Source organism: Lentzea rhizosphaerae, from assembly GCF_042649515.1.
Lineage (GTDB): Bacteria > Actinomycetota > Actinomycetes > Mycobacteriales > Pseudonocardiaceae > Lentzea > Lentzea aerocolonigenes.
In genome coordinates this window covers 154994-174564 of sequence record NZ_JBHRZI010000021.1, presented here as the reverse complement: position 1 = coordinate 174564, position 19571 = coordinate 154994, and the positions used below count along the sequence as shown (strand labels likewise).

The 19571-nt window shown below is 69.3% G+C and carries 17 protein-coding genes; 9 read left to right on the top strand and 8 right to left on the bottom strand.

What is annotated here, in order from left to right; all coding sequences use genetic code 11:
- Positions 1 to 31: 31 nt before the first annotated feature.
- The 4 genes from ACFOWZ_RS25960 to ACFOWZ_RS25945 all read right to left on the bottom strand — a co-directional run bounded on the left by ACFOWZ_RS25960 (position 32) and on the right by ACFOWZ_RS25945 (position 3292).
- Entirely contained in the window at positions 32 to 529 is a 498-nt protein-coding gene (locus ACFOWZ_RS25960; protein ID WP_382376491.1) for an O-acetyl-ADP-ribose deacetylase, read from the bottom strand.
- A 106-nt stretch (positions 530 to 635) separates the two neighbouring features.
- On the bottom strand, positions 636 to 1904 hold the full coding sequence (locus ACFOWZ_RS25955) for a tannase/feruloyl esterase family alpha/beta hydrolase (protein WP_382376490.1): 1269 nt from the start codon (positions 1902 to 1904) through the stop codon (positions 636 to 638).
- Positions 1905 to 1915: 11 nt separating this feature from the next.
- Positions 1916 to 2284 carry an STAS domain-containing protein gene (locus tag ACFOWZ_RS25950; protein ID WP_382376489.1) on the bottom strand — a complete coding sequence of 123 codons (369 nt, stop codon included), beginning with the start codon at positions 2282 to 2284 and terminating at the stop codon, positions 1916 to 1918.
- 99 nt (positions 2285 to 2383) lie between these two features.
- A complete protein-coding gene (locus ACFOWZ_RS25945; RefSeq protein WP_382376488.1) occupies positions 2384 to 3292 on the bottom strand; it encodes an AraC family transcriptional regulator in 909 nt (302 codons plus the stop codon).
- Between the two features lie 158 nt (positions 3293 to 3450).
- Here ACFOWZ_RS25945 and ACFOWZ_RS25940 point away from each other — a divergent pair, with 158 nt between their 5' ends.
- The gene (locus ACFOWZ_RS25940; protein ID WP_382376487.1) at positions 3451 to 5778 is read left to right on the top strand and encodes a hypothetical protein; all 2328 of its coding nucleotides are present in this window, start codon (positions 3451 to 3453) and stop codon (positions 5776 to 5778) included.
- Positions 5779 to 5823: 45 nt separating this feature from the next.
- On the opposite strand, the gene add is transcribed toward ACFOWZ_RS25940, so the two are convergent.
- Positions 5824 to 6828, bottom strand: a complete 1005-nt coding sequence (gene add / locus ACFOWZ_RS25935; protein ID WP_382376486.1) for an adenosine deaminase — start codon at positions 6826 to 6828, stop codon at positions 5824 to 5826.
- Positions 6829 to 7008: 180 nt separating this feature from the next.
- Here add and ACFOWZ_RS25930 point away from each other — a divergent pair, with 180 nt between their 5' ends.
- The gene (locus tag ACFOWZ_RS25930) at positions 7009 to 7476 is read left to right on the top strand and encodes a nucleotidyltransferase domain-containing protein (protein WP_382376485.1); all 468 of its coding nucleotides are present in this window, start codon (positions 7009 to 7011) and stop codon (positions 7474 to 7476) included.
- Here ACFOWZ_RS25930 and ACFOWZ_RS25925 read toward each other — a convergent pair whose 3' ends face one another.
- Complete coding sequence (locus tag ACFOWZ_RS25925; RefSeq protein WP_382376484.1) at positions 7477 to 7872, bottom strand: nuclear transport factor 2 family protein; 396 nt, start codon at positions 7870 to 7872, stop codon at positions 7477 to 7479. It abuts the gene before it with no gap.
- A gap of 57 nt (positions 7873 to 7929) precedes the next feature.
- On the opposite strand from ACFOWZ_RS25925, the gene ACFOWZ_RS25920 reads away from it, so the two are divergent.
- On the top strand, positions 7930 to 8502 hold the full coding sequence (locus ACFOWZ_RS25920) for a PadR family transcriptional regulator (RefSeq protein WP_382376483.1): 573 nt from the start codon (positions 7930 to 7932) through the stop codon (positions 8500 to 8502).
- Between the two features lie 15 nt (positions 8503 to 8517).
- Positions 8518 to 8826, top strand: a complete 309-nt coding sequence (locus tag ACFOWZ_RS25915) for a hypothetical protein (protein ID WP_382376482.1) — start codon at positions 8518 to 8520, stop codon at positions 8824 to 8826.
- Here the strand turns inward: ACFOWZ_RS25915 and ACFOWZ_RS25910 are convergent.
- On the bottom strand, positions 8823 to 9221 hold the full coding sequence (locus ACFOWZ_RS25910) for a GNAT family N-acetyltransferase (protein ID WP_382376481.1): 399 nt from the start codon (positions 9219 to 9221) through the stop codon (positions 8823 to 8825). The genes ACFOWZ_RS25915 and ACFOWZ_RS25910 overlap by 4 nt on opposite strands.
- A 73-nt stretch (positions 9222 to 9294) precedes the next feature.
- Between ACFOWZ_RS25910 and ACFOWZ_RS25905 the strand changes: the two genes are divergently transcribed.
- The 5 genes from ACFOWZ_RS25905 (at position 9295) to ACFOWZ_RS25885 (ending at position 15136) form a co-directional block, all read left to right on the top strand.
- Entirely contained in the window at positions 9295 to 9807 is a 513-nt protein-coding gene (locus ACFOWZ_RS25905) for a hypothetical protein (RefSeq protein ID WP_382376480.1), read from the top strand.
- A gap of 62 nt (positions 9808 to 9869) precedes the next feature.
- The gene (locus ACFOWZ_RS25900; RefSeq protein WP_382376479.1) at positions 9870 to 11162 is read left to right on the top strand and encodes a PepSY-associated TM helix domain-containing protein; all 1293 of its coding nucleotides are present in this window, start codon (positions 9870 to 9872) and stop codon (positions 11160 to 11162) included.
- 167 nt (positions 11163 to 11329) lie between these two features.
- Positions 11330 to 12328, top strand: coding sequence for a YbaB/EbfC family nucleoid-associated protein (locus ACFOWZ_RS25895; protein ID WP_382376478.1), 999 nt, complete (start codon positions 11330 to 11332; stop codon positions 12326 to 12328).
- Between the two features lie 81 nt (positions 12329 to 12409).
- On the top strand, positions 12410 to 13573 hold the full coding sequence (locus ACFOWZ_RS25890) for an HNH endonuclease signature motif containing protein (protein WP_382376477.1): 1164 nt from the start codon (positions 12410 to 12412) through the stop codon (positions 13571 to 13573).
- Positions 13574 to 13816: 243 nt separating this feature from the next.
- The gene (locus ACFOWZ_RS25885; protein WP_382376476.1) at positions 13817 to 15136 is read left to right on the top strand and encodes a M28 family peptidase; all 1320 of its coding nucleotides are present in this window, start codon (positions 13817 to 13819) and stop codon (positions 15134 to 15136) included.
- 51 nt (positions 15137 to 15187) lie between these two features.
- Here ACFOWZ_RS25885 and ACFOWZ_RS25880 read toward each other — a convergent pair whose 3' ends face one another.
- Positions 15188 to 19558, bottom strand: coding sequence for a ricin-type beta-trefoil lectin domain protein (locus tag ACFOWZ_RS25880; RefSeq protein ID WP_382376475.1), 4371 nt, complete (start codon positions 19556 to 19558; stop codon positions 15188 to 15190).
- Positions 19559 to 19571 lie beyond the last annotated feature (13 nt).

The window sequence follows — 19571 nt, the reverse complement described above, 5'->3', positions numbered from 1 at the left end:
TGCGCTACCGGTGGGCGATGGAGATCGCGGACTACGGACGAGCGAAGGCGTTGTAGGTGGCCTGGTCGAACAGGACGAACCTGATCAGGTCGAGCGGAGCGTCCTCGACGGCGGCGTGGGCGATCTCGGCGGCGTCTTCGACCGGCCAGCGGTAGATGCCGGTGGAGATCGCCGGGAAGGCGATCGTGGTGGCGCCGAGGTCGGCGGCCACGCGCAGGGAGTTGCGGTGGCAGTCGGCGAGGAGGTTCGACCGGTCCTCGGTGGCCGACCAGACCGGGCCGACGGTGTGCACGACCCAACGCGCGCGCAGGCGTCCGGCGGTCGTGGCGACGGCTTGGCCCGTTTTGAGGCCTCCGCCGTAGTGACCGGCTCGCAGTTTGCGGCACTCGGCCAGGATCTCGGGGCCGCCCTTGCGGTGGATCGCGCCGTCCACTCCTCCGCCGCCGAGGAGGGAGGAGTTGGCGGCGTTCACGATCACGTCGACTTCCTGCTCGGTGATGTCGCCGAGGACGTACTCGATGGTGGCCACGTGGTTGATTGGATCACGAGAGCGGGCAGGTGGCGACCCGACCAACGCACCCGATGTCAGCCGCCGTCCTGGTCGCTGCGGCGCGACCCGCGCCTCCCCACTCTGCTCACGACAGCGGGCAGGTCGCCACATCCGCCGGCCGCCCCAACGTCGCCGACGCCGGCGGCTCCACCCCCTCCAACCACCTCTCCAGCGCCACGAACGCCGCCCGATGACACGGCGCCAACGGCCGCAACCGATCCGGGTACGCGTCCACCAGCCCGTCCACGTGCGTCCCCTGCTCCACCCGGTAGTACCGGTGCAACCGATCAGGCGTCATGCCCGCGTACACGTCCGAGTCCTGACTGATCGGCAGCAGCACGTCGTACGTCCCGTGCACCGTCAGCAACGGCCGCTTGACCGCGCCGGTCAGATCGATCCGCGACACCAACGGCCCCGCGACGCGACGCCGCGCGGCGTACGAGTAGTCCGCGTCGCACAACGGCGTTCCCGAAGCGCAGAACGGCACGCCGGCCTCCAAAGCGCCGTCAAAAGACGGGTCGAACTCCTCGCGGTAGATCCGCTGCGTCAGGTCCCAGTAGTAGCGGTAGTGGTAGTCCCACAGGAATTCCGTGCCGGCCGGAAAACCCGCCGCCACCATCGCCTCGTGCGCGCCCGGCGCACCGGCGACGTAGGCGGGGTAGGCGCGGAGTGCCGGGGGCAGGAACGTCAGCGGGTTCGGGCCGTCGACCGTCCACAGTGTCCCCTCCCAGTCGACGCCGCCGTCGTAGAGGTGCGGGCGGTTCTCCAGCTGCCAGCGCACGAGGTAGCCGCCGTTGGAGATGCCGGTGGCGATCGTTCGGCGCGGCCCACGACCATAGCGTTGGGCCACAACGGAACGAGCCGCCACGGTCAGCTGGGTGAAGCGGTGGTTCCACTCCTCCATCGCTCGGCCGTCGCGGTAGAACTGCGCGCCGGTGTTGCCCTTGTCGGTCGAGGCGAAGGCGTAGCCGCGGGACAGGACCCAGTCGGAGATCGCGCGGTCGTTCGCGTACTGCTCGCGCACGCCAGGTGCGCCTGTGACCACCAGGCCGCCGTTCCAGTGGTCGGGCAGGCGCACCACGAACTGGGAGTCGTGGTTCCAACCGTGGTTGGTGTTCGTGGACGACTTGTCCGGGAAGTAGCCGTCGATCTGGAGGCCGGGGACGGCGGCGGGCACCGGCAGGGTGGCGCTCGTCAGGCCCGCCCAGTCGGCCGGGTCGGTGTGGCCGGTGGCGGTGGTGCCGGTCGTGGTGAGGTCGGCCAGGTGGGCGAGCTGCTGATGTTCGGCGCCCGGGACCTTCACCACCGCGGCCGGCGGAGTCAGCGCGAGTACGAGTACCAGCGGGAGCAACATAGCTGGTCAAGCTAGTGACGGCGGACCTTCGGCGACATGGTTGTCTCCCACACAAGGCCTGCTTTGAAGGTGGTGAAGCCGAACAGGTCCAGCACTCGGCGCACCTGGGGCTGGGTTCGGTGCAGGTCGAACGACTTGCCGTTGTAGTGCGCGGCGCACAGCAGGAGCAGGAGGCTGCGCAGGCCGCTCGCGGACAGGAACGTCACCTCGGCCAGGTCGACGGACACGCGGTCGGTGGCCGGGTCCGTGATGCCGGGCAGCACCGCGGCGAAGAACAGGTCGCAGGTCGTCACGTCCATCTCGCCCTGGCAGGTGGCCACGAAGCGGGTTCCCGCGCGCTGCGTCCGCACGGCGAACGGAGTCGTCTCACAGGCGTTCATAGCCCCTCACATCACCAGAAAGTGGACATCACTTCACCGCACTCCCCGAACGCAGCGATAGCAGCGGAAGCGAACCCACGCACGGGAAAGCGAAGCGCGTCAGCGTGACCGGAGGGTTTGCGACGGAGAAACGCCGTAAGCGGCGCGGTAATGAGCTGCGAAGACACTCGGACGGGCGTAACCCCAACGTGCGGCGATCGCGGTCACGGAACCGTTTCCCGACTTCAGGTCGTCGTGTGCGCACGAGAGACGCACGCTTCGGAGGTAGGACATCGGCGTCATGTCGAGGTGACGGCGGAACGCGAGCTGCATCGCACGAATGGACACACGGGCGGCGCACGCGATGTCGGCGGCGGTGATGTCCGACGCGGCGTTGTCCTCGATGAACGCCATGGCACGCCGCAAAGCCTGGGGACGCGCATCACGCCGATCAGCGGCCGTGGGATCCACCAGCCCGGTGTTCGGGAAAGTGGCCAGTGTCGTGGCCACCAGCAGGCGTGTCGCGTTCGCCACGACCAGACGGTTGCTTCCGAACACCGGCAGCAGTTCGTCGTGCAGAAGGACGCAGGTGGACCGCCACGCCGCAGCGGCGCGAGCGGAGAGAGGGCTGCAACCCACGAACCGGACGTCCTCGGCGACCTCGTCCACGAGGGCCTGGCTGAGCACGACCATCGACGCCTGCGGGTCTTGCGCGGTCGCCGTGTAAGAGCTGCCAGGAGGAACCGCGAGGAACGCGTCACCGGCGACGAGGCGGCGTTCCTCGCCGTCCGAGCGGTAGCAGATCCGACCGCCAGTCAGGTGCCCGAACAGGTACGCGCCGGGCGGTTCGCTGTCGACCTCGAGACCGATCCGACCGTTGACCTCGTCGAACCGGACCCGTCCGAGCGCCCTCGTGGCCATTCGCAGCGTCGCACTCCGCACACCGCCGTTGAGCCGCATCCGGCCGTACGCCGCGCTCAGCAGCTCGTGCGCTGCGTCCAAGCCCGTCGCTTCGACGACTTGCTCCACCTGCTGCACGATCCTCGCCCGTCCTGACGATGTCCATCGCCAGGACGGGCGCATCCGCTGACACCTTCCGAAATTGTCCGATGTGGAATCAACAAACCCGTACCACCTGGCGTTGGACGGATGACACGATCCACCGAACGGTTCGGCATAGGGGGAACATGAGAAGCTCAGGCAGACCCTGGCGCGGCGCTGGGGCACTCGTCGCCGCGCTCGTCGCAGGACTCGTCGTGGTGGTGCCCGGCACCGCGCACGCCGCCCAGCAACCCAACTGGGCCACGTCATCACCGGTCAGGTGGGTCACCACGGACTCCAAGCAGCCGCACAAGTCGATCACCACGGGCGACGCGAGGGTGGGCGCCTGGCGTGACGACAGGCACCACATCGGCAAGTCCTACTTCACGTTCGACCTGTCGCGTTTCAAGGGCACGCAGCTGTTCACGGCGTCGCTCAGGACGCCGGAGAAGGCCGCGAACGACTGCACCAAACCGCGTTCCACCCAGCTGTGGGTCGTGAAGCCGCAGGAACGGATCACCTGGGCGAACCAGCCTTGGGAGATCACGAACATCGCGCCGACGGCCAACGAGGACTGCGTCTCGCCGTGGGTCACCTGGAACGTCGTCGAGCCGATCAAGAAGGCGCTCGAGCGCGGCCGCACCGAGATCACGTTCGCGCTGCGGATCGCGGAACCGGTTCAGGGCAAGGTCGAGTACGGCCGCACCTACGACCCCGCCGCGGTGCTCAGCACGACGTTCAACACGCCGCCCGGTGTCCCGACGGACCTCCAGGTCGGCAACGGAACATGTGACCCCGCAACGAACTTCTTCTCCGACGCTCAGCCCGCGGTGTCGGCGATCGCGCACGACGCCGACGGCACCTACGGGCTGGAGGGCCGGCTGGCGTTCTGGCCGGTGGCCGCGCCCGAGCAACGGGTCGAGTCCGGCCTGCTGTGGGCGGGCAGCGGTTACCTGAACGGCTGGTTCCCGGCAGGCATGGTCAAGGACGGCGGCGTCTACGCGTTCGCCGCCCGCACCGAGGACGGGTTCGCCACCTCCGAGTGGTCCGCGCCGTGCCAGTTCACCGCCGACTTCACCCCGCCCGCCACCGCGCCGGCGATCTCGTCGACGACCTACCGCGAGAACGGTGGCCCGCCCGGTGACGGCGGCGAGGGCATTCCTGGCGACTTCACCTTCGACGCCAAGGGCGACGAGGAAGTCATCGCGTTCGAGTACGGCGGTCTCGGCTTCCGCGGGGGCCGGGTGAACGCCGACGCGCCCGGAGGCAAGGCCACGGTCTCCATCACGCCGACCACGGACGGTCCGCTGTACATCTCCGTCACGGGCATCGACAGGGCCGGTCACCGCTCGCCGGGCACCAGCTACCGGTTCTGGGTGCGCACGACGGCGCCGTTCGTCGAGGTCCCGCTGTTCGACATCGGTGTGCCGCGCGACTTCGTGTTCACCGCCAACCAGGACGGCGCGACCCAGTTCGTCTACCAGCTCGACGACGGGGCCGAGCAGACCGTGCCCGTCGGCGAGGACCGGAAGGGCCGCAAGACCGTCACCTTCACCGAACAGGGTGAGGAGAGGCACGAGATCAAGGTCTGGACCGTCAACGCCGCAGGCACCAGGTCCGGTGACTCGGAGCGGTCGTTCTCGGTGAACCTGTTCCGGCCCGACGTCGAGGTCGACCCGTGGGACGGCGTGGTCGGCCAGACGCGCACGGTCACCGTGTCGACGGGCCGCACCGGTGTGGTGTCGTACGTGTACAAGGTCGGTGACGAGCCGGAGAAGCAGTTGCCCGCCAACGCGAACGGGTCGCTGACGTTCGAGTACACGCCGACAGCGAAGGGCGACTTCGCCATGCGGGTGGCGAGCATCAACGCCGCGGGCGTGCGCTCGGGCTGGGGCACCGGTGAGTTCCTCGCCGAAGCTCCGGCACCGGACGTGACGAGCAACGACTACAAGTACGAGCCGGGTGGCGCGCCGGGCCAGACCGGTACGTTCACGTTCTCGTCGCCGCGGCTGCCTGTCGTGTCGTACAAGTACAAGTTCGACGACGAGCCGTGGCAGAGCACCACGGGCACGCAGGTCCAGTGGGCACCGAAGAAGCCGGGTTACCACTACCTGCACGTGATGGGCGTGACGGCGGGCGGCGTGGAGTCGGACGAGCGGTCGTACATGTTCCAGGTGAAGGCGGCGCTCCCGGTCGTCACGAGCCCGCAGTACCCGGACGGCGGACCGGTGACGGCACGGCCGGGTGAGCCGATCGAGTTCGTGGTGACGCCGGCGCTGGCCGGGTCGCGCGAGGTCCTGTGGAACATCGCGTTCAACCCGCCGCAGGTCGTTCCGGTCGGCGAGGACGGCAAGGCGCGGTTCACCGTGACGCTGCCGTCCAGCGGAACGTTCTCCCTGACCGTGTCGAGCCGGACGCCCGACGGTGTCGTCTCTGGCAACCTCGAACGGTCGTACTTCGTGCCACAGCAGTGAGTTCACGGTGGCCCGCCGGTGTTTCGCCGGCGGGCCACCGCTGTGTCAGGCCGCGGCGAGCACGTCCGCGATCCCCTCCAGCAACGACGTTTTGCGGGCGTTGGGCAGGAACGAGGCCAGCACGGCGTTCTCCGCGAGCCGCGCGACGTCCGTGTGCGTGAGTCCCAGCGTCGTGGCCACCGCCAGGTACTCACCTTCCAGCGTGGCACCGAAGAACGGCGGGTCGTCGGTGTTCAGCGTGACCACCACACCGGCGTCGAGCATCCGCCGCACCGGGTGCGCGTCGATCGACGGCACCTGCTGGGTGCGGACGTTCGAGGTCGGGCACACCTCCAGCGGAATCCCTTTCGCGGCAAGGTGTTCGAGCAGCGCGGGATCTTCGGTGCAGCTCGTGCCGTGCCCGATCCGCTCGGCCCGCAGGTCGTGCAACGCCGACCAGATCGTCTCCGGCCCGGTCGTCTCCCCCGCGTGCGGAACGCAGTGCAGTCCTGCTTCCCTCGCGGTGTCGAAGAAAGGCGCGAACTGGGCGCGGCCGACGCCGGCCTCGGGACCGCCGAGTCCGAAGGAGACCAGGCCGTCGGGACGTTCGGTCAGCGCGAACGCCAATGTCTCCCGGCCGGCCTTCAGGCCCTTCTCTCCTGGAATGTCGAAGCACCAGGCCAGTTCCACACCGGCGTTCGCGGCGAAGGCACGCCCGGACTCCAGCCCCGCGAGCAGTTCGTCCCCGGACATGCCGTCCGTCACGTGGTTGTGGGGCGTCACGGTGACCTCGGCGTACCTGACGTTCTGGCGGGCCAGCTCGCGAGCCAGACCGACGACGAGCGTGTGGATGTCGTGGCGATCCTTCAGCATCGACTGCACCGCCCAGTACACCTTGAGGAAGTGGTCGAAGTCCCGGAACGCGTAGAAGCGCTCCAGCTCGGCCCGGTCGGCCGGCACACCGGCCTCGGGATGACGGCGAGCCAGTTCCAGAACCGTGTCGACACCGGCAGAGCCGACGAGGTGGACGTGCAGCTCGACTTTGGGCAGCGCGCGGATGAACGAGTGCATGGCAAAGCTCCCTGGGAAAACGGGTGAAGGGTGTCGGAGGCGAACGGGGCGACTCAGGGAGCGAGGTCGCCGCGTTCGGTGTCAGCGCCGTAGAGCGGCAGCTTGAAGTCCGGCACGAGTCCCAACGTAGCAGCAAATCCGCGTGCGCCAAGTCAATGAGGACCACTACCGTGCCGAGGCGTGACCGGTGAGGACGTGCTCGAGATCCTGGCGGCGCTGGACGGCACCGACGTCCGGGTCGCCGGCGGCTGGGGCGTCGACGCGTTGGCGGGCAGGCAGACCCGCCCGCACGAGGACCTCGACCTCCTTCACCGGCAGGAGCAGGAACCACAGGTCCTCGCGGCGCTGGCGAAGCTCGGCTTCGCGGAAACGCTGTCGTGGCGCCCGGTGCGGTTCGTGGTCACCGACCCGTCCGGCCGCGAGATCGACCTGCACCCGCTGCGGTTCGCCGCCGACGGCAGCGCCGAGCAGTCCTCGCTCACGCCGGGCGAACCGTTCCGCTACCCGGCGAGGTGCTTCGTCACCGGCACGATCCTCGGCGTCACCGTGCCGTGCCTGTCGGCCGAGCAGCAGCTGCACTTCCACCAGGGCTACGAGCCCCGCGAACGGGACCTGCACGACCTCGCACTGCTGCGACACCTGGCCTGATCAGGAGTTGTACGCCTCCATCGCCTCGGCCTTGATCTGCTCGAACTGCGCCGCCATCGCCGCCGACAGGGCCTGCGCGCCGGACAGCGGCCGCACCATCACGGTGAACTCGTCGATCAGCCCGTCGGAGTCGAGGTGCAGGAAGTCGCAGCCCTGGATCTCCTTGCCGCCGATCTCGGCGCGGAAGACGAGCGCGTGGTTGGCGCCGTCGGCGATCTCGCGCTCGTAGCGGAAGTTCTCGAACACCCGCATCACGCCGCGCAGGATCGCCGCGGTGATCGGCTTGCCGGGGTAAGGGGCGAACGCGACGGGGCTGGTGAACACCACGTTCTCGGCCAGGCAGGCCGCCATGGCGTCGGTGTCGCGTGCCTCGACTGCCTTGCGGAATGCGTTCACAGCAGACCCTCACATACTCAACTTGTTGACTAGGTCGAGGCACCGTAACCTGCTGATATGTCGCTGCGCAACGCCGTGATGGCCACCCTGCTCGACGGGGAGGCGTCCGGCTACGACCTGGCCAAGGCGTTCGACGCGTCCGTGGCGAACTTCTGGATGTGCACGCCGCAGCAGCTCTACCGCGAGCTGGACCGGATGGAGGCCGACGGTCTGATCGCGGCGCGCACGGTCGAGCAGGAGCGCAGGCCGAACAAGCGGCTGTTCTCCCTCACGCCCGAGGGTCGCGAGGAGCTGACGAGGTTCACCGCCGAACCGCACAAGCCCACCGCGATCCGCGACGAGCTGCTGGTGGCGGTGATGGCCGCGGACTCCGGTGACACCGAGGCGGTGAAGGCGTCGATCCGCGAGCGCAAGCAGTGGGCGGAGGCGAAGATCACGCGGTACGAGCGCCTCAGGGCCAAACTGCTCGACGGCCGCACCGAGGAGGAGTTCCTGACCACCGCCGTTCGGGTCGGGCCGTACCTGACGTTGTTGCGGGGCTTGTCGTTCGAGCGGGACAACGTCCGGTGGTGCGCGCGCTGCCTCGCGGTGCTGGAGCGGCGTGGTGCGCGGCTCGACGCGTCCCCGTGAGGTTGAATCGGGTCCATGAACGGCATTTCGGTGTTGCAGGAGGCACTCAGCGCGCCCGCGGAGGAGGCGCGCAACCGGTTCGCGGGGCGGCTCAACGGATATCTCGACGGATCCGACGTCGTGCACGCCGTGCGGCTGCAGGGCTGGCTCGGGCTGGAGGTGCCCGGCCCCGGCTGTCACGTCGGCACGGGCAGCTGGGACTTCACCCGGTTCAAGCCGACGACCTCACCTGTGACGTGCGGGCGGTGCCGGTCCGCCGGGCTGCTCACGAGCTCGTTCACCGGCGGCCCGCACCAGCAGACGCTGGACCTCGAAGGGATCTAGCCTTCACACGCGGCGCGGTTGCGCCAGATCATCCCGGTCAGCGCGACCCCGCCGAGGCGCTCGTAGTACGGCCGCAGCTCCTCGTCGCACACGAGGTCCACGGAGTAGAGGTGTTCCGCCTCGGCGAGGACGCGGCGCATCAGCTCGGTGCCGATGCCCTGTCCCTGGAACTCCGGCCGCACCTCCAGCCACGGGATGAACGCGGTGAGCACCCCGTCGCTGATCATGTTCACGAAGCCGACAACCGTGTCGTGCGAGCGCGCGACCACCACGCGGTAGCTCCCGCGCAGCACGGCGAGGTGCTGGGCGGGTGACGGCGGTGTGGGCCAGCCCACGAAGAACCCGGCGAGATCATCCTCACTGAGTTCGCTGACATCGGTGTTGTACGAGATCACCGCCGCATTGAACCGTTTCCCCCGAACTTTCGTACAGCTGGTTTCCGGCGATCTGCCAGCTAGGCTGCGGTGCATGACCCTGCCGACAGCTCCGCTGCGCCGTGCGCGCTGTGCAGCCGTCGGTGTCGTCACCGGGGCGCTCGCCGTGCTCGCGCACACGGATGCGGACGGCCACCTGCCGGACGCCGGCCTGGTCGTCTCGCTCGTGGCCTTGCTGACGTGGGCGACGACCGGGTTCGCCCGGCACGAGCTCACCCCGTCGCGGCTGCTCGTCGTGGTCGGTGGCGGACAGCTCGCGATGCACCTCATGCTGTCGCTCGCCGCGTCCCGGCACGTGCACGAACCCGACCCGTCGCGCATGGTCGCCTCGCACGTCGTGGCCACCGCGCTGACCGTCGCCGTGCTCGCCGTCGCCGAACAAACGGTGCTCGCGCTCGCCCGCGCCGTCGCGTCGGTGCTCCCCCGCAGGCACGTGCCGCTGCCCGCCTCGGCACCGCTGGTCGTCGCCACGCCCGCGCGCGTGCCGGCCGCGATCGTCTTCCTGGACGTGCTGTCGTGGCGCGGTCCTCCGGCTGAACAGGTCTGAATTCCCCTTCACAGGGCCGCCGACCAGCGGTCCTGCACCTGTTCACGCCCATCTGGAGTGTCATGACCACCACTGCCACTCCGTCACGCACGTCTTTCGCGTGGCGGGGACTCTTCCTGCGCCTGCACTTCTACGCCGGAGTGCTCGTCGGCCCGCTCGTGCTCATCGCCGCGTTGACCGGTGTTCTCTACGCCCTCACTCCGCAGCTGGAGTCGTGGGTCTACTCCGACAAGCTCCGCGTTCCCGTTTCCTCCCAGCAACTCCCGCTCTCCACCCAGATCGACGCGGCGCTCGGGACGTCGCCGCAGGGTTCGCTCGTCGCGGTCCGGCCAGCGACCGAACCCGGTGCCACGACCCGTGTCCTGTTCTCCGAGAAGGGTCTCGGCGAGTCCGAACGCCGGGCGGTCTTCGTCGATCCCGGCACCGGCAGGGTCACCGGTGACCTCGTCGTCTACGGATCGAGCGGCAGCCTGCCGTTGCGCATGACCCTGAGCCAGCTGCACCGCAACCTGCTGCTCGGTGAACCCGGCCGCCTCTACAGCGAGCTCGCCGCCTCCTGGCTGTGGGTCGTCGCACTGGGCGGCCTGGTGCTGTGGATCACCAGGCCGCGCAAGAGCAAGCGCGCTCGCACGCACGGGCTGATCGGTGTGTGGGTGCTGGGCGGCGCGTTGTTCCTGTCCGCCACGGGCCTCACGTGGTCCGCGTACGCCGGGGAGAACGTCGCCTCGCTGCGCGAAACCCTCGGCTGGACCACCCCGTCGTTGAAGATGCCCGGCAGCGGCGGCGGTGATCACAGCGAACACGGCGAGCACACCTCGTCCGGGTCCGGGCACCGCGACATCGACACCGTGCTGTGGGCCGCGCGCACCTCGGGCATCGACGCCAAGCCGGTCGAGATCAGCCTTCCCACCTCCCCCGACGGCGCCTGGAAGGTCGCCGAGGTCGACCGCGGCTGGCCCACGCAGGTCGACGCGGTGGCGATCCAGGACGGCGCCGTGGTCAGCTCGGTGAAGTTCGCCGACTACCCGATCGCCGCGAAGCTGAGCAGGTGGGGCATCGACGCGCACATGGGTGTGCTGTTCGGGTGGCCCAACCAGCTGCTGTTGCTGCTCATCGGCGGCGGGCTCGTCACGCTGGTCGTGCTCGGCTACCGGATGTGGTGGAAACGCAGGCCGACCAGCGGCTTCGGCCGCCCGACGCCGCGCGGTCAGTGGCGCAAGGTCCCGCCGGCCGCGCTGGCGGGGCTCGGCCTCGGCACGCTGGTCGTGGGGTGGTTCGTGCCGTTGCTCGGCATCAGCCTGGTGGCGTTTTTCGTGATCGATCTGCTGCTCGGACGGCGGGCGAAAACGGCCTGACACAACGGAACGGTGGTGGCGGACTGGTTGCCGCCATCACCGTCCACTGTGGACAAGGCTTGCCTGATCAGGACATTTACGGCATATTTACGCCTGGTGAGCCGGGAAGCCTGGTCGGCCCGCACGTCACATCGCGTGACGGCGGTGAGCTGACGAGGGGCGCGCCGATGACACTCATTCCCCACGCCATCCCTCTGATCAACGATCCCGAGGTCGTGCGGGCTCTCGCCAACCGATGGCGGCGCACCAGGACGTTGCTCCTGTTGTCGACCGGTGTGCTGCCGGTCGCGATCGGCCTGGTCTGCGTCGCGCTCGCCGGGATGACCTCGGCCGGGCAGCGGATCATGCCGTGGTGGTCGGCGATTCCGGCCGTGGCGGCGGCAGCGTGCGCGTGGGCGTTGCTGTCCTGGTTGCGCCGCAACGGGTTGAGCGACCCGCACTCGTGGTTGCCCGCCACCACCCTGATGACCGGCACGCAGCTCGTGCTCGGCGTGCTGCCGGGCGCGGGCATCGCGCTGCGGCTCAGCCCCGGCGCGGCCATCGCGGTGAAGGCGTTGTGCGCGGCCGGAGTGCTCGGCGCGGGCTCGGCCTGCTCACTCGCCCGGCTGGCCCACCGCTCACTGCTCTCGGCGCCCGTCCTCGAACTCGGGTCCACTGCGTTCCCGCTGGTCCTGGACGGGCACGGCTCGCGCCTGGTGATCGGCAGCGACCGCGTCGACTGGACCACGCGGCAGGGCGGACGCGTCGACGCGGGCGTCACGTTCGCCAGGATCCAGCACGTGACAGCGCAGGCGAACGCGATCGTGCTGCACACCGCTTCTGGCGCGTGGACGGTCCCGGTGTCCGACCCGGCCACCGCACAGGCGTTGCTGCGCCGCCGCCTCGCGTGGTGGGAGGAGGGCCGCGACGCCACCGAGGAGCGCTACCACGAACTCGTGCGGCTGCTGGCGGCCGTCAACGGCGAGGCATCGCGCGGCGGCGTCACCGTGACGGTCGACTCGAACGGTGTCACGACAGGGGTTTCGTTCAGCCCGGCGGTGCGCGATCTCGAACCGGACGTGCTCTCCACGCACCTGATGGCATGCGTCGAGAAGGCTCGGTCGGACGCGCGCAGGCAGGTCGAGGACCTGGTGCTGGAACACGCCGCAGTGAAGGCCGGCCACTGAGATCGTTGATCCTGTGCGGACAGGCTCGTTTTCGTTGACTGGACCGCACTTTCACTCGATCGTGAGGCCCTGAGCCCCCCTTTGCGGTTTTTGATCACGAATAAAATTGTGGGCATGGAAGCGGTCGAGGTCCTCGATGCTCTCGATTATCACCACAAACAGATTGCCTATCACCAGGCGCAGTCGTTGCGCGTGCTCGCGGAGTACGCGATCGCCTGTGAGGGCGAGGAGTTCTTCGACGCCGAGATCGCGGCGGCGATGCGCTGGACGTCGCGCTGGACCACCGACCAGATCGCGCTGGCGCTGGACCTGGCGTCCAGGCTGCCGCAGACGCTCGATGCCCTGGAGAAGGGGGAGATCGACTTCTACAAGGCCCGCGTGCTGCACGACCAGACCATGCCGCTGTCGGCCGACCTGGCCGCCGAGGTGGAGGCCCGCGTGCTGGCCAAGGCCGCGGGCCAGACCGGCGCGCAGATGCGCCAGCTCACGCGCCGCGTGGTGATGAAGGTCGACCCGGAAGGCCACCGGGAGCGCGCTGAGGAACGCAAGCAGCAGCGCTGCACCGGTCTGGACGCGGTCGAGGACGACATGGCGCGAATCTGGGCTTTCCTGCCCGCGCACCTGGCCGCCGCGTGCTCGGCTCGGGTTGACGCGATCGCGCGTCAGGCGCACACGCCGTCTGATCCGCGCACGCTGGATCAGGTTCGCGCGGACGTGTTCGCCGACCTGCTGCTCGCCACGCCCGACAAGACCAGCGCGGTCAAAGTCGAGCTGTACGTGACCGTCTCGGCCGCCACGCTGATGGGCTTGTCCTCACAGCCCGGCGAGTTGGCTGGCTATGGCCCGATCACCGCCGAACTGGCCCGCAACCTCGCCGGAGACGCCACGTGGCGACGGTTGCTGACCGATCCGGTCACCGGCGAGGCTCTGGAGTTCGGCACCAGCACCTACCGCCCACCCGCAGCGTTGCGCCGCTTCGTCTGGACGCGGGACCGGACCTGCCGCTTCCCCGGCTGCATGCACCCCTCGCACGAGTCCGACCTCGACCACACGATCCCGTTCCCGCGCGGCACGACCTCGGCGGCGAACCTGGGCGCGTTCTGCCGCAGACACCACCGCGTCAAACACCGCACGGCCTGGCAGGTGAGCCAACCAAACCCTGGCAGATTCTGCTTCCGCAGCCCCGCAGGAAAAACCTACGAACGCCACCCCGAACCAGTACTCGGCGACCCACCACCATTCTAAAAATTCGCAACCCGCACCTAAGAACCACCACCGCAACCGGCGGCCACCGCACGGCACTCGACCACGCCCCGCAACCACCCCAGCAAGGTGACCACAGAAATTCGGTCCGGCACACGCCCGACGAAGGAGGGCATGTGCCGGGTCGGCGAAGCCGTGCCGTCACCTCGGAACCAACCACTAGTCGGTTGCCCCGCCACGCCACGCCTGCCTACGTTCAGACGAGATCGGAAGATGGGGGACGAAATGCGCAGACGTCACTTCCTCGCCGCAGCGGCCGGAGCAGCCGCCGTGGTGGCCAACCCCGCGAGCGCACGAGCGGCCACCGGCCAGAAGCCGGGCGCCTCGCACGTGCCCGACCTGGACCTCGGTGACTTCCCAGTCGTGGCACGGGTCCGCGCCCGCAAAGCGCTGGAACACCTCAAGGTGCTGAGCGACAGGATCGGCCCGCGGATCGGCGGCACCGAGTCCGAGCACCGGGCCCGCGACTACCTGGTGCGCGAGCTCAAGGCGTTGCGATACCAGGTGACGACCCAGCCGTTCACCGTGCCGGACAAGTACCTGGCCGAGATCAACGGCCAGTGGCAGGCCGGTGCCTCGCGGTTCGGGGCGCTCGGCGTCACGGTCGAAGCACCGTTCGTCGAGGTCACCGACGGTCAGCTGCCTGACCTCACCGGCAAGATCGCGTTCTACGTCAACGCTCCCACCGGCCCCGCGCCGACGCACGCCGCGATCGAGCGCGGCGCCGTGGCCGTGGTCCTCGGCCGCGTCTCCGCGACGGCGAGCAAGTCCAGCGCGTTCTCCCCCACCCTCGACCGGAACGTCCCCGTGCCGGTCATCGGACTCGCCCAGGTGCACACCGAGAAGCTGCGCGCGCAGGGGTCCGGTGAGCTGACGATCAGCACCACGCACCACCCGAACCTCACGTCCTACAACGTGATCGCGGAACGGCCGGCGACCTTTCCGTGGCAGGACAACGGCGTTGTCATGGTGACCGCGCACTACGACAGCGTGCCGGGCTCGCCTGGCGCCAACGACGACGGCAGCGGCACGGTGCTGTGCCTGGAGCTCGCGCGGGTGTTGCGCTACCTGCCGACGCACAAGGCGATCCGGTTCGCGTTGTGGGGATCGGAGGAGCAGGGTCTGCTCGGGTCGCGGCACTACGTCTCGCAGCTCGCGCCGGAGGAGATCGCGCGGATCAAGGGCGTCTTCCAGAACGACATGGTCGCCACGAGCCACGACCCGGCGACGGCGTACTGGCTGCTGTCCGTGGACGGCGCCGACAACGCCACGACCGCCGCCGTGCGCGCTGCGGCGCAACGGCTCGGGTACGACCCTCGGGTGCACGGACCGGTGGCGCGCGGGTCGAGCGACCACGTGCCGTTCCACGAGAAGGGCATGGCGTCGGCCAACTTCAGCTGGCGCGGCGAGGGCGGGCCGGCGCAGCTGGAACCGATCTACCACACGCCGGAGGACACGATCCGGGACAACATCAGCCCGGAACGCCTCCAGGTGTCGCTGGAGCTGATCGGCTCGGCCGCGTACCGGCTCGCCTGCCAGAGGTAGCCAGAACGTGGGAGGCGGGCCTGGGGTTCGGCCCGCCTCCCACGCCGGTGATCAGCTCGCGCTCAGCGGAACCGACCACCGTTGCTGCGGGGTGCCCACGCAGTCCCACAGCTGGATCTTCGTGCCGTCAGCCGTGTTCCCCGCCTGCACGTCCATGCACCGGCCGGACTCGACGTTGACGATCGTGGCGTCCGGGCGGACCGACCACTGCTGGCTCAGGCCGCCGTGGCAGTTGGCGACGCCGACAGCGGTGCCGTTGGTGAGAGCACCGACGTCGGTGCACACACCCATGGTGCGGATGTCTCCGTCCGGCATGCCCCCGTAGGTCTCGCCGGGCGGGCCGAAACACGTCCACAGCCAGATGATTCCGTTGGCCGGGTTCTCACCCTTGACGTCGGCACACTTGCCGCCGATCCCTGCCAGGACTCCGGTCCACAGGGACGTGGCACTGAACCTCCAGAGTTGCAACGGTGTGCGCGTGCAGTCCTGCACGGTGTACGCGGCGCCGTTCGTGGCGGACGCGGCGGTGAGGCAGCGGTTCGACGCCTCGTTCAGCACGGTTCCGTCAGGCCGGGTGGTCCACTTCTGGTTGCGAGAGCCGTTGCAGTCCTGAAGCGACACCGCGCCGTTCGTCTGGTCCAGGCAGCGGCCCGACGACGCGATCCGGCCGTCGCCGACGATGCTCCACCACTGGGCAGCCCCGGCGTTGCAGTCCCACGGCTGGACCTTCTTGTTGTTCGCGTCGTTGTTGTGGACGTCCAAGCACTTGCCTGCGAGGCCGTAGAACGCGCCCCACTGACCATGTTGGTCCGGAATCCGCCACACCTGGGTCGCGGCGCCCGTGCAGTCCTGGATCTTCAACGACGCGCCGGCGTTGGTGTTCGCGGGCGTGAGGCACTTGCCCGAGCGGACGCTGACGATCGTGCCGTCCGGGCGGGCCACCCACAGCATCAGGTTCTCCGCCCGGCAGCTCTGGAACGTCACCGCCGTGCCCGCCGCCGTGCCACCGTTCTCGAGCGCCAGGCAGCGGCCGAGGTTGGTGATGCGGCCGTCGCCGAGAAGCGTCCAGCGCTGGTTCGGGAAGTTGTTGCAGTCCCACATCTGCAGCTGCACGACGGACGTGCTGTACCCGGGAACGTCCAGGCACCGGTTGTTGACGCCGACGATCTCACCGTTGCGCGTGGCGGTGTTGCGCTTGACCCTGACGTTGCGGAACTTGACGGCCGGGGTGCTGCCCGAGTTCTGCAGGCCGATGAAGCCGTCGTTGTGCACGCGGTTCAGGTCGGTGACCGTGTGGCGGTTGACCTGCTGGCCGTTGAGCACCACGGTCACCGTGTTGAACGCGACGGTGATCTCGAAGGTGTTCCACTGCCCCACCGGTTTGGCGGCTTCGAAGTCCTGCTTCTTGCCGGGTTCGATCGCGCCCGTCGACAGCGACGAGATCGGCACCCGCACACCCCGGTCCACGGGCGCCGTGGCGACCGATCCCGGGTCGTCGAACAGCACCACGACACCGGACTCCGCGGTCGAGCTGGTGACCATCCAGTCCAGCTTCACGGTGTAGTCCATGCCCATCGTGCGGGCGGCGTACCACGTGACGTCGCGGGACGAGTTCGTCATGAGCTCGCACCCGTTCGCCTGCACCGGATTGGTGCCCGCCGTCCGCCACCCCGCCAGGTTCGACTCGAGCCTGCCGTCGAACGCGCTGGTGTAGCCGGGTTCGTTGACCGGTGCGGCGCAGTCGCCGCCACCGACCTGTGCCCCGCCGACGAAGTAGCCCTGGGCGTCGAGCGAGACGAACGAGCTGCCGCGTTCGTTGCGCACGGCCACCTTGCCGCTCGCGCCCAGCGGCGTGAACGCGGTGGTGGACAGGCGTTCCCGCTGCCTGGTCGTGATCACGGTGGCCGGCGCGGTGCCGATCTCCGCCGGTGCCACCGACAGTGCGGTGCCGAGCAGGTCGTCCTGCACCGACGGCATGAGCACGGCCGAGGTGGCGTTCGCGGGGATGCCCGCGGCGCCGGTCACCTGGAACGTGGTGGTCTCGCCCTGGCCCAGCGGGGTGGTTCGGCCGCCGGTTCCCGTTGCGGTGTCGGCGATCCGGGTCGCCTCGGTGAGCGGCACGTACCGCGCTCCCCCGCCACCGGCGACGAACCAGCCGAGGATGTCGACCATCGCGTGCACCTGGCCGACGCCGTTGCGCAGCCGGAAGTTGCCGTCCGCGCCGATCGTGACGATGGAGGTGTTGGAGCGGCGTTCGTTGCGGCCGACGTTCAGCGAGGTGCCCGAGTTGTCCTGGGCGTAGAGGCCGAACCCGGTGCCGGTCGTCGACTCGCTGCCGGTCAGGTTCACCACGACCGCGGTGGCGTTGTCCGGGATTCCGTTGGCACCACGGGCCTTGATGAGCTGCACCTCGCCGGAACCGAGCTTGGTCGCGCGCGGGCTGCCGTTGTAGCCGCGGGTGTCGAGCACGCGGATGGGCTGCGGGCTCGCCACGTACGTCGAGTTCGCCGTGGGGCTGAAGTAGCCGAGCATGTCGAGCTGGACGTTCACCGGGCCGGCCCCCGCACGCAACCGGATGGCGCGGTCAGGGCCGATCTTCGCGACGACCAGGGTCGACACGTACCCGCCACCCGGCCGCACGCGCACCGTCGCGGCCTTGGACGTGGAGGACGCCGGGTCCGTGGGGAAGACGTCGATGCCGCTCTCCACCTCGGACGACCCGTCGGTCTTCGCCGCCAGGTTGAACACCACGGCGGTGGCGTCGTTGGTGATGTTCGGGACGGGCAGCGTGAAGACCTCGTTCGCCGCGTACGTCCTGCCCTGGATCTGCACCGACGTCTGCAACGGGTTGTAGGCGGAGCCGGTGGTGGCCGGAGGGTTGCTCGGCGATCCCATGGCCAGCACGCCGCTGCCCCACGTGTTGTCGTTCTTGCGCGGGTTGGTCCGCGCCTGCAGCTCGGTCTGGATCTGCGAGGCGTCGAGCGCCGGGAACGCGCCCTTGAACAACGCCGCCGCGCCCGCCACGTGCGCCGCCGCCGCGGAGGTGCCGTAGAAGCCCTCCTGGCCGTACATCGTGGTGGTGACCTTGTCGAACCCGATGATGTCCGGTTTCGTCCTGCCGTCGATCGTCGGACCGCGGCCGGAGTAGGTCGGCACGACGCCGGTGCCCTGATTGGTGGAGCCGACCGCGATCACGTACGGCGAGGTCGCCGGCTCGGTGACGCTGCCGGCCGGGGTGTTGAAGCTCAACGGGTGTTGATCGTCGTTCTTCGGAACGGCGGCGAAGAGGTCGAGGCGGGTGGTGAACTTCGCCGTGTTGTTCTTGATGTAGATCCAGTACGGCTGCGAGCTGTTTTCCGGGTTGGTGAAGGTCACCTCCTCGGTCGGCGGGGCGCCGCCCACGACGCCGCGCTGGTTGTTCAGCGACGACGCGATGATCTGCGGATCGGACGGCCCGGTCGGTGCCTGGGCGCCCTTCATGACGTAGAGGTCGAGGTCCTCGGTGGTCTTCGGCCAGGCGTCCCAGTGCAGGCCGATGGTGGCGGTCTGCTTGTTGCCGAGGGTGAACCCGTTGTTCTGCGCCGAACCGCTGAACTCGACGAACCCGTCACCGTTGGCGTCGGCCGCGTTGCCGCTGAAGTGGCTCTCACCGAGGTTGCCCGCCGCGACCGACCACAGCACACCGGCCTGGCGCGCCTGCCGGACGACGTCCGCGGGGCTGCCGGGCTCGCCGGTGCCGTCACCGCGCCCGGAGGTGAGGAACCCGATCGCGGCGGTGATCACCTGAACACCCTGCTGGCGCAGCCAGTCAGTGGCGGGCCCGAAGTCCAGCGGCCCGTCGATGCACGCGAGGAACAGCTTCGCGCCCGGCGCCATGTCGTGCACGACCTCGGCGACCGCCGTGCCGTGCTCCTCGTTCTTGGTGGCGTCGCGACAGCCGGAGTTGTCGACCTGCACGTCGGCGGGGATGTCACCCTCGCCCTTCGCCTCGTCCAGACGCGAGAACCCGACGTCGATGACGCCGACCTTCACGTCCTGCCCGGTCTTGCCCGCCGTGACCCACTGCCGGGCACCGGAGGCGTCGAAGCCCTCGGACAACGCCATGGGCACAGCACGTTCCGGCCGGCGAACGTCCACAACGGACTTGTTCTTCACCAGGTCGGCCACGCGGTTCTCCGGCACGGCGATCTGCGCGCGGTCGTCCCGCTGCACGGTCACCTCGCCCCCGAGCACCGCCGCCGCCTCCTTGAGCCGGCTGCCCCGCACCTCCAGCAGGACGCGGCCGCGTTTGTCCTTCGCGACCTCCTCCCCCTGGTGCACGGGCAGCGCGGGTCTGGGCGCCGCGTTCACCGGCGCGACCGCACCGGACACCGCAAGCGCGACCCCAACGGTCAGAATGACCGCACGTCGCAGTGTTCTCATCATCGGGTCCATT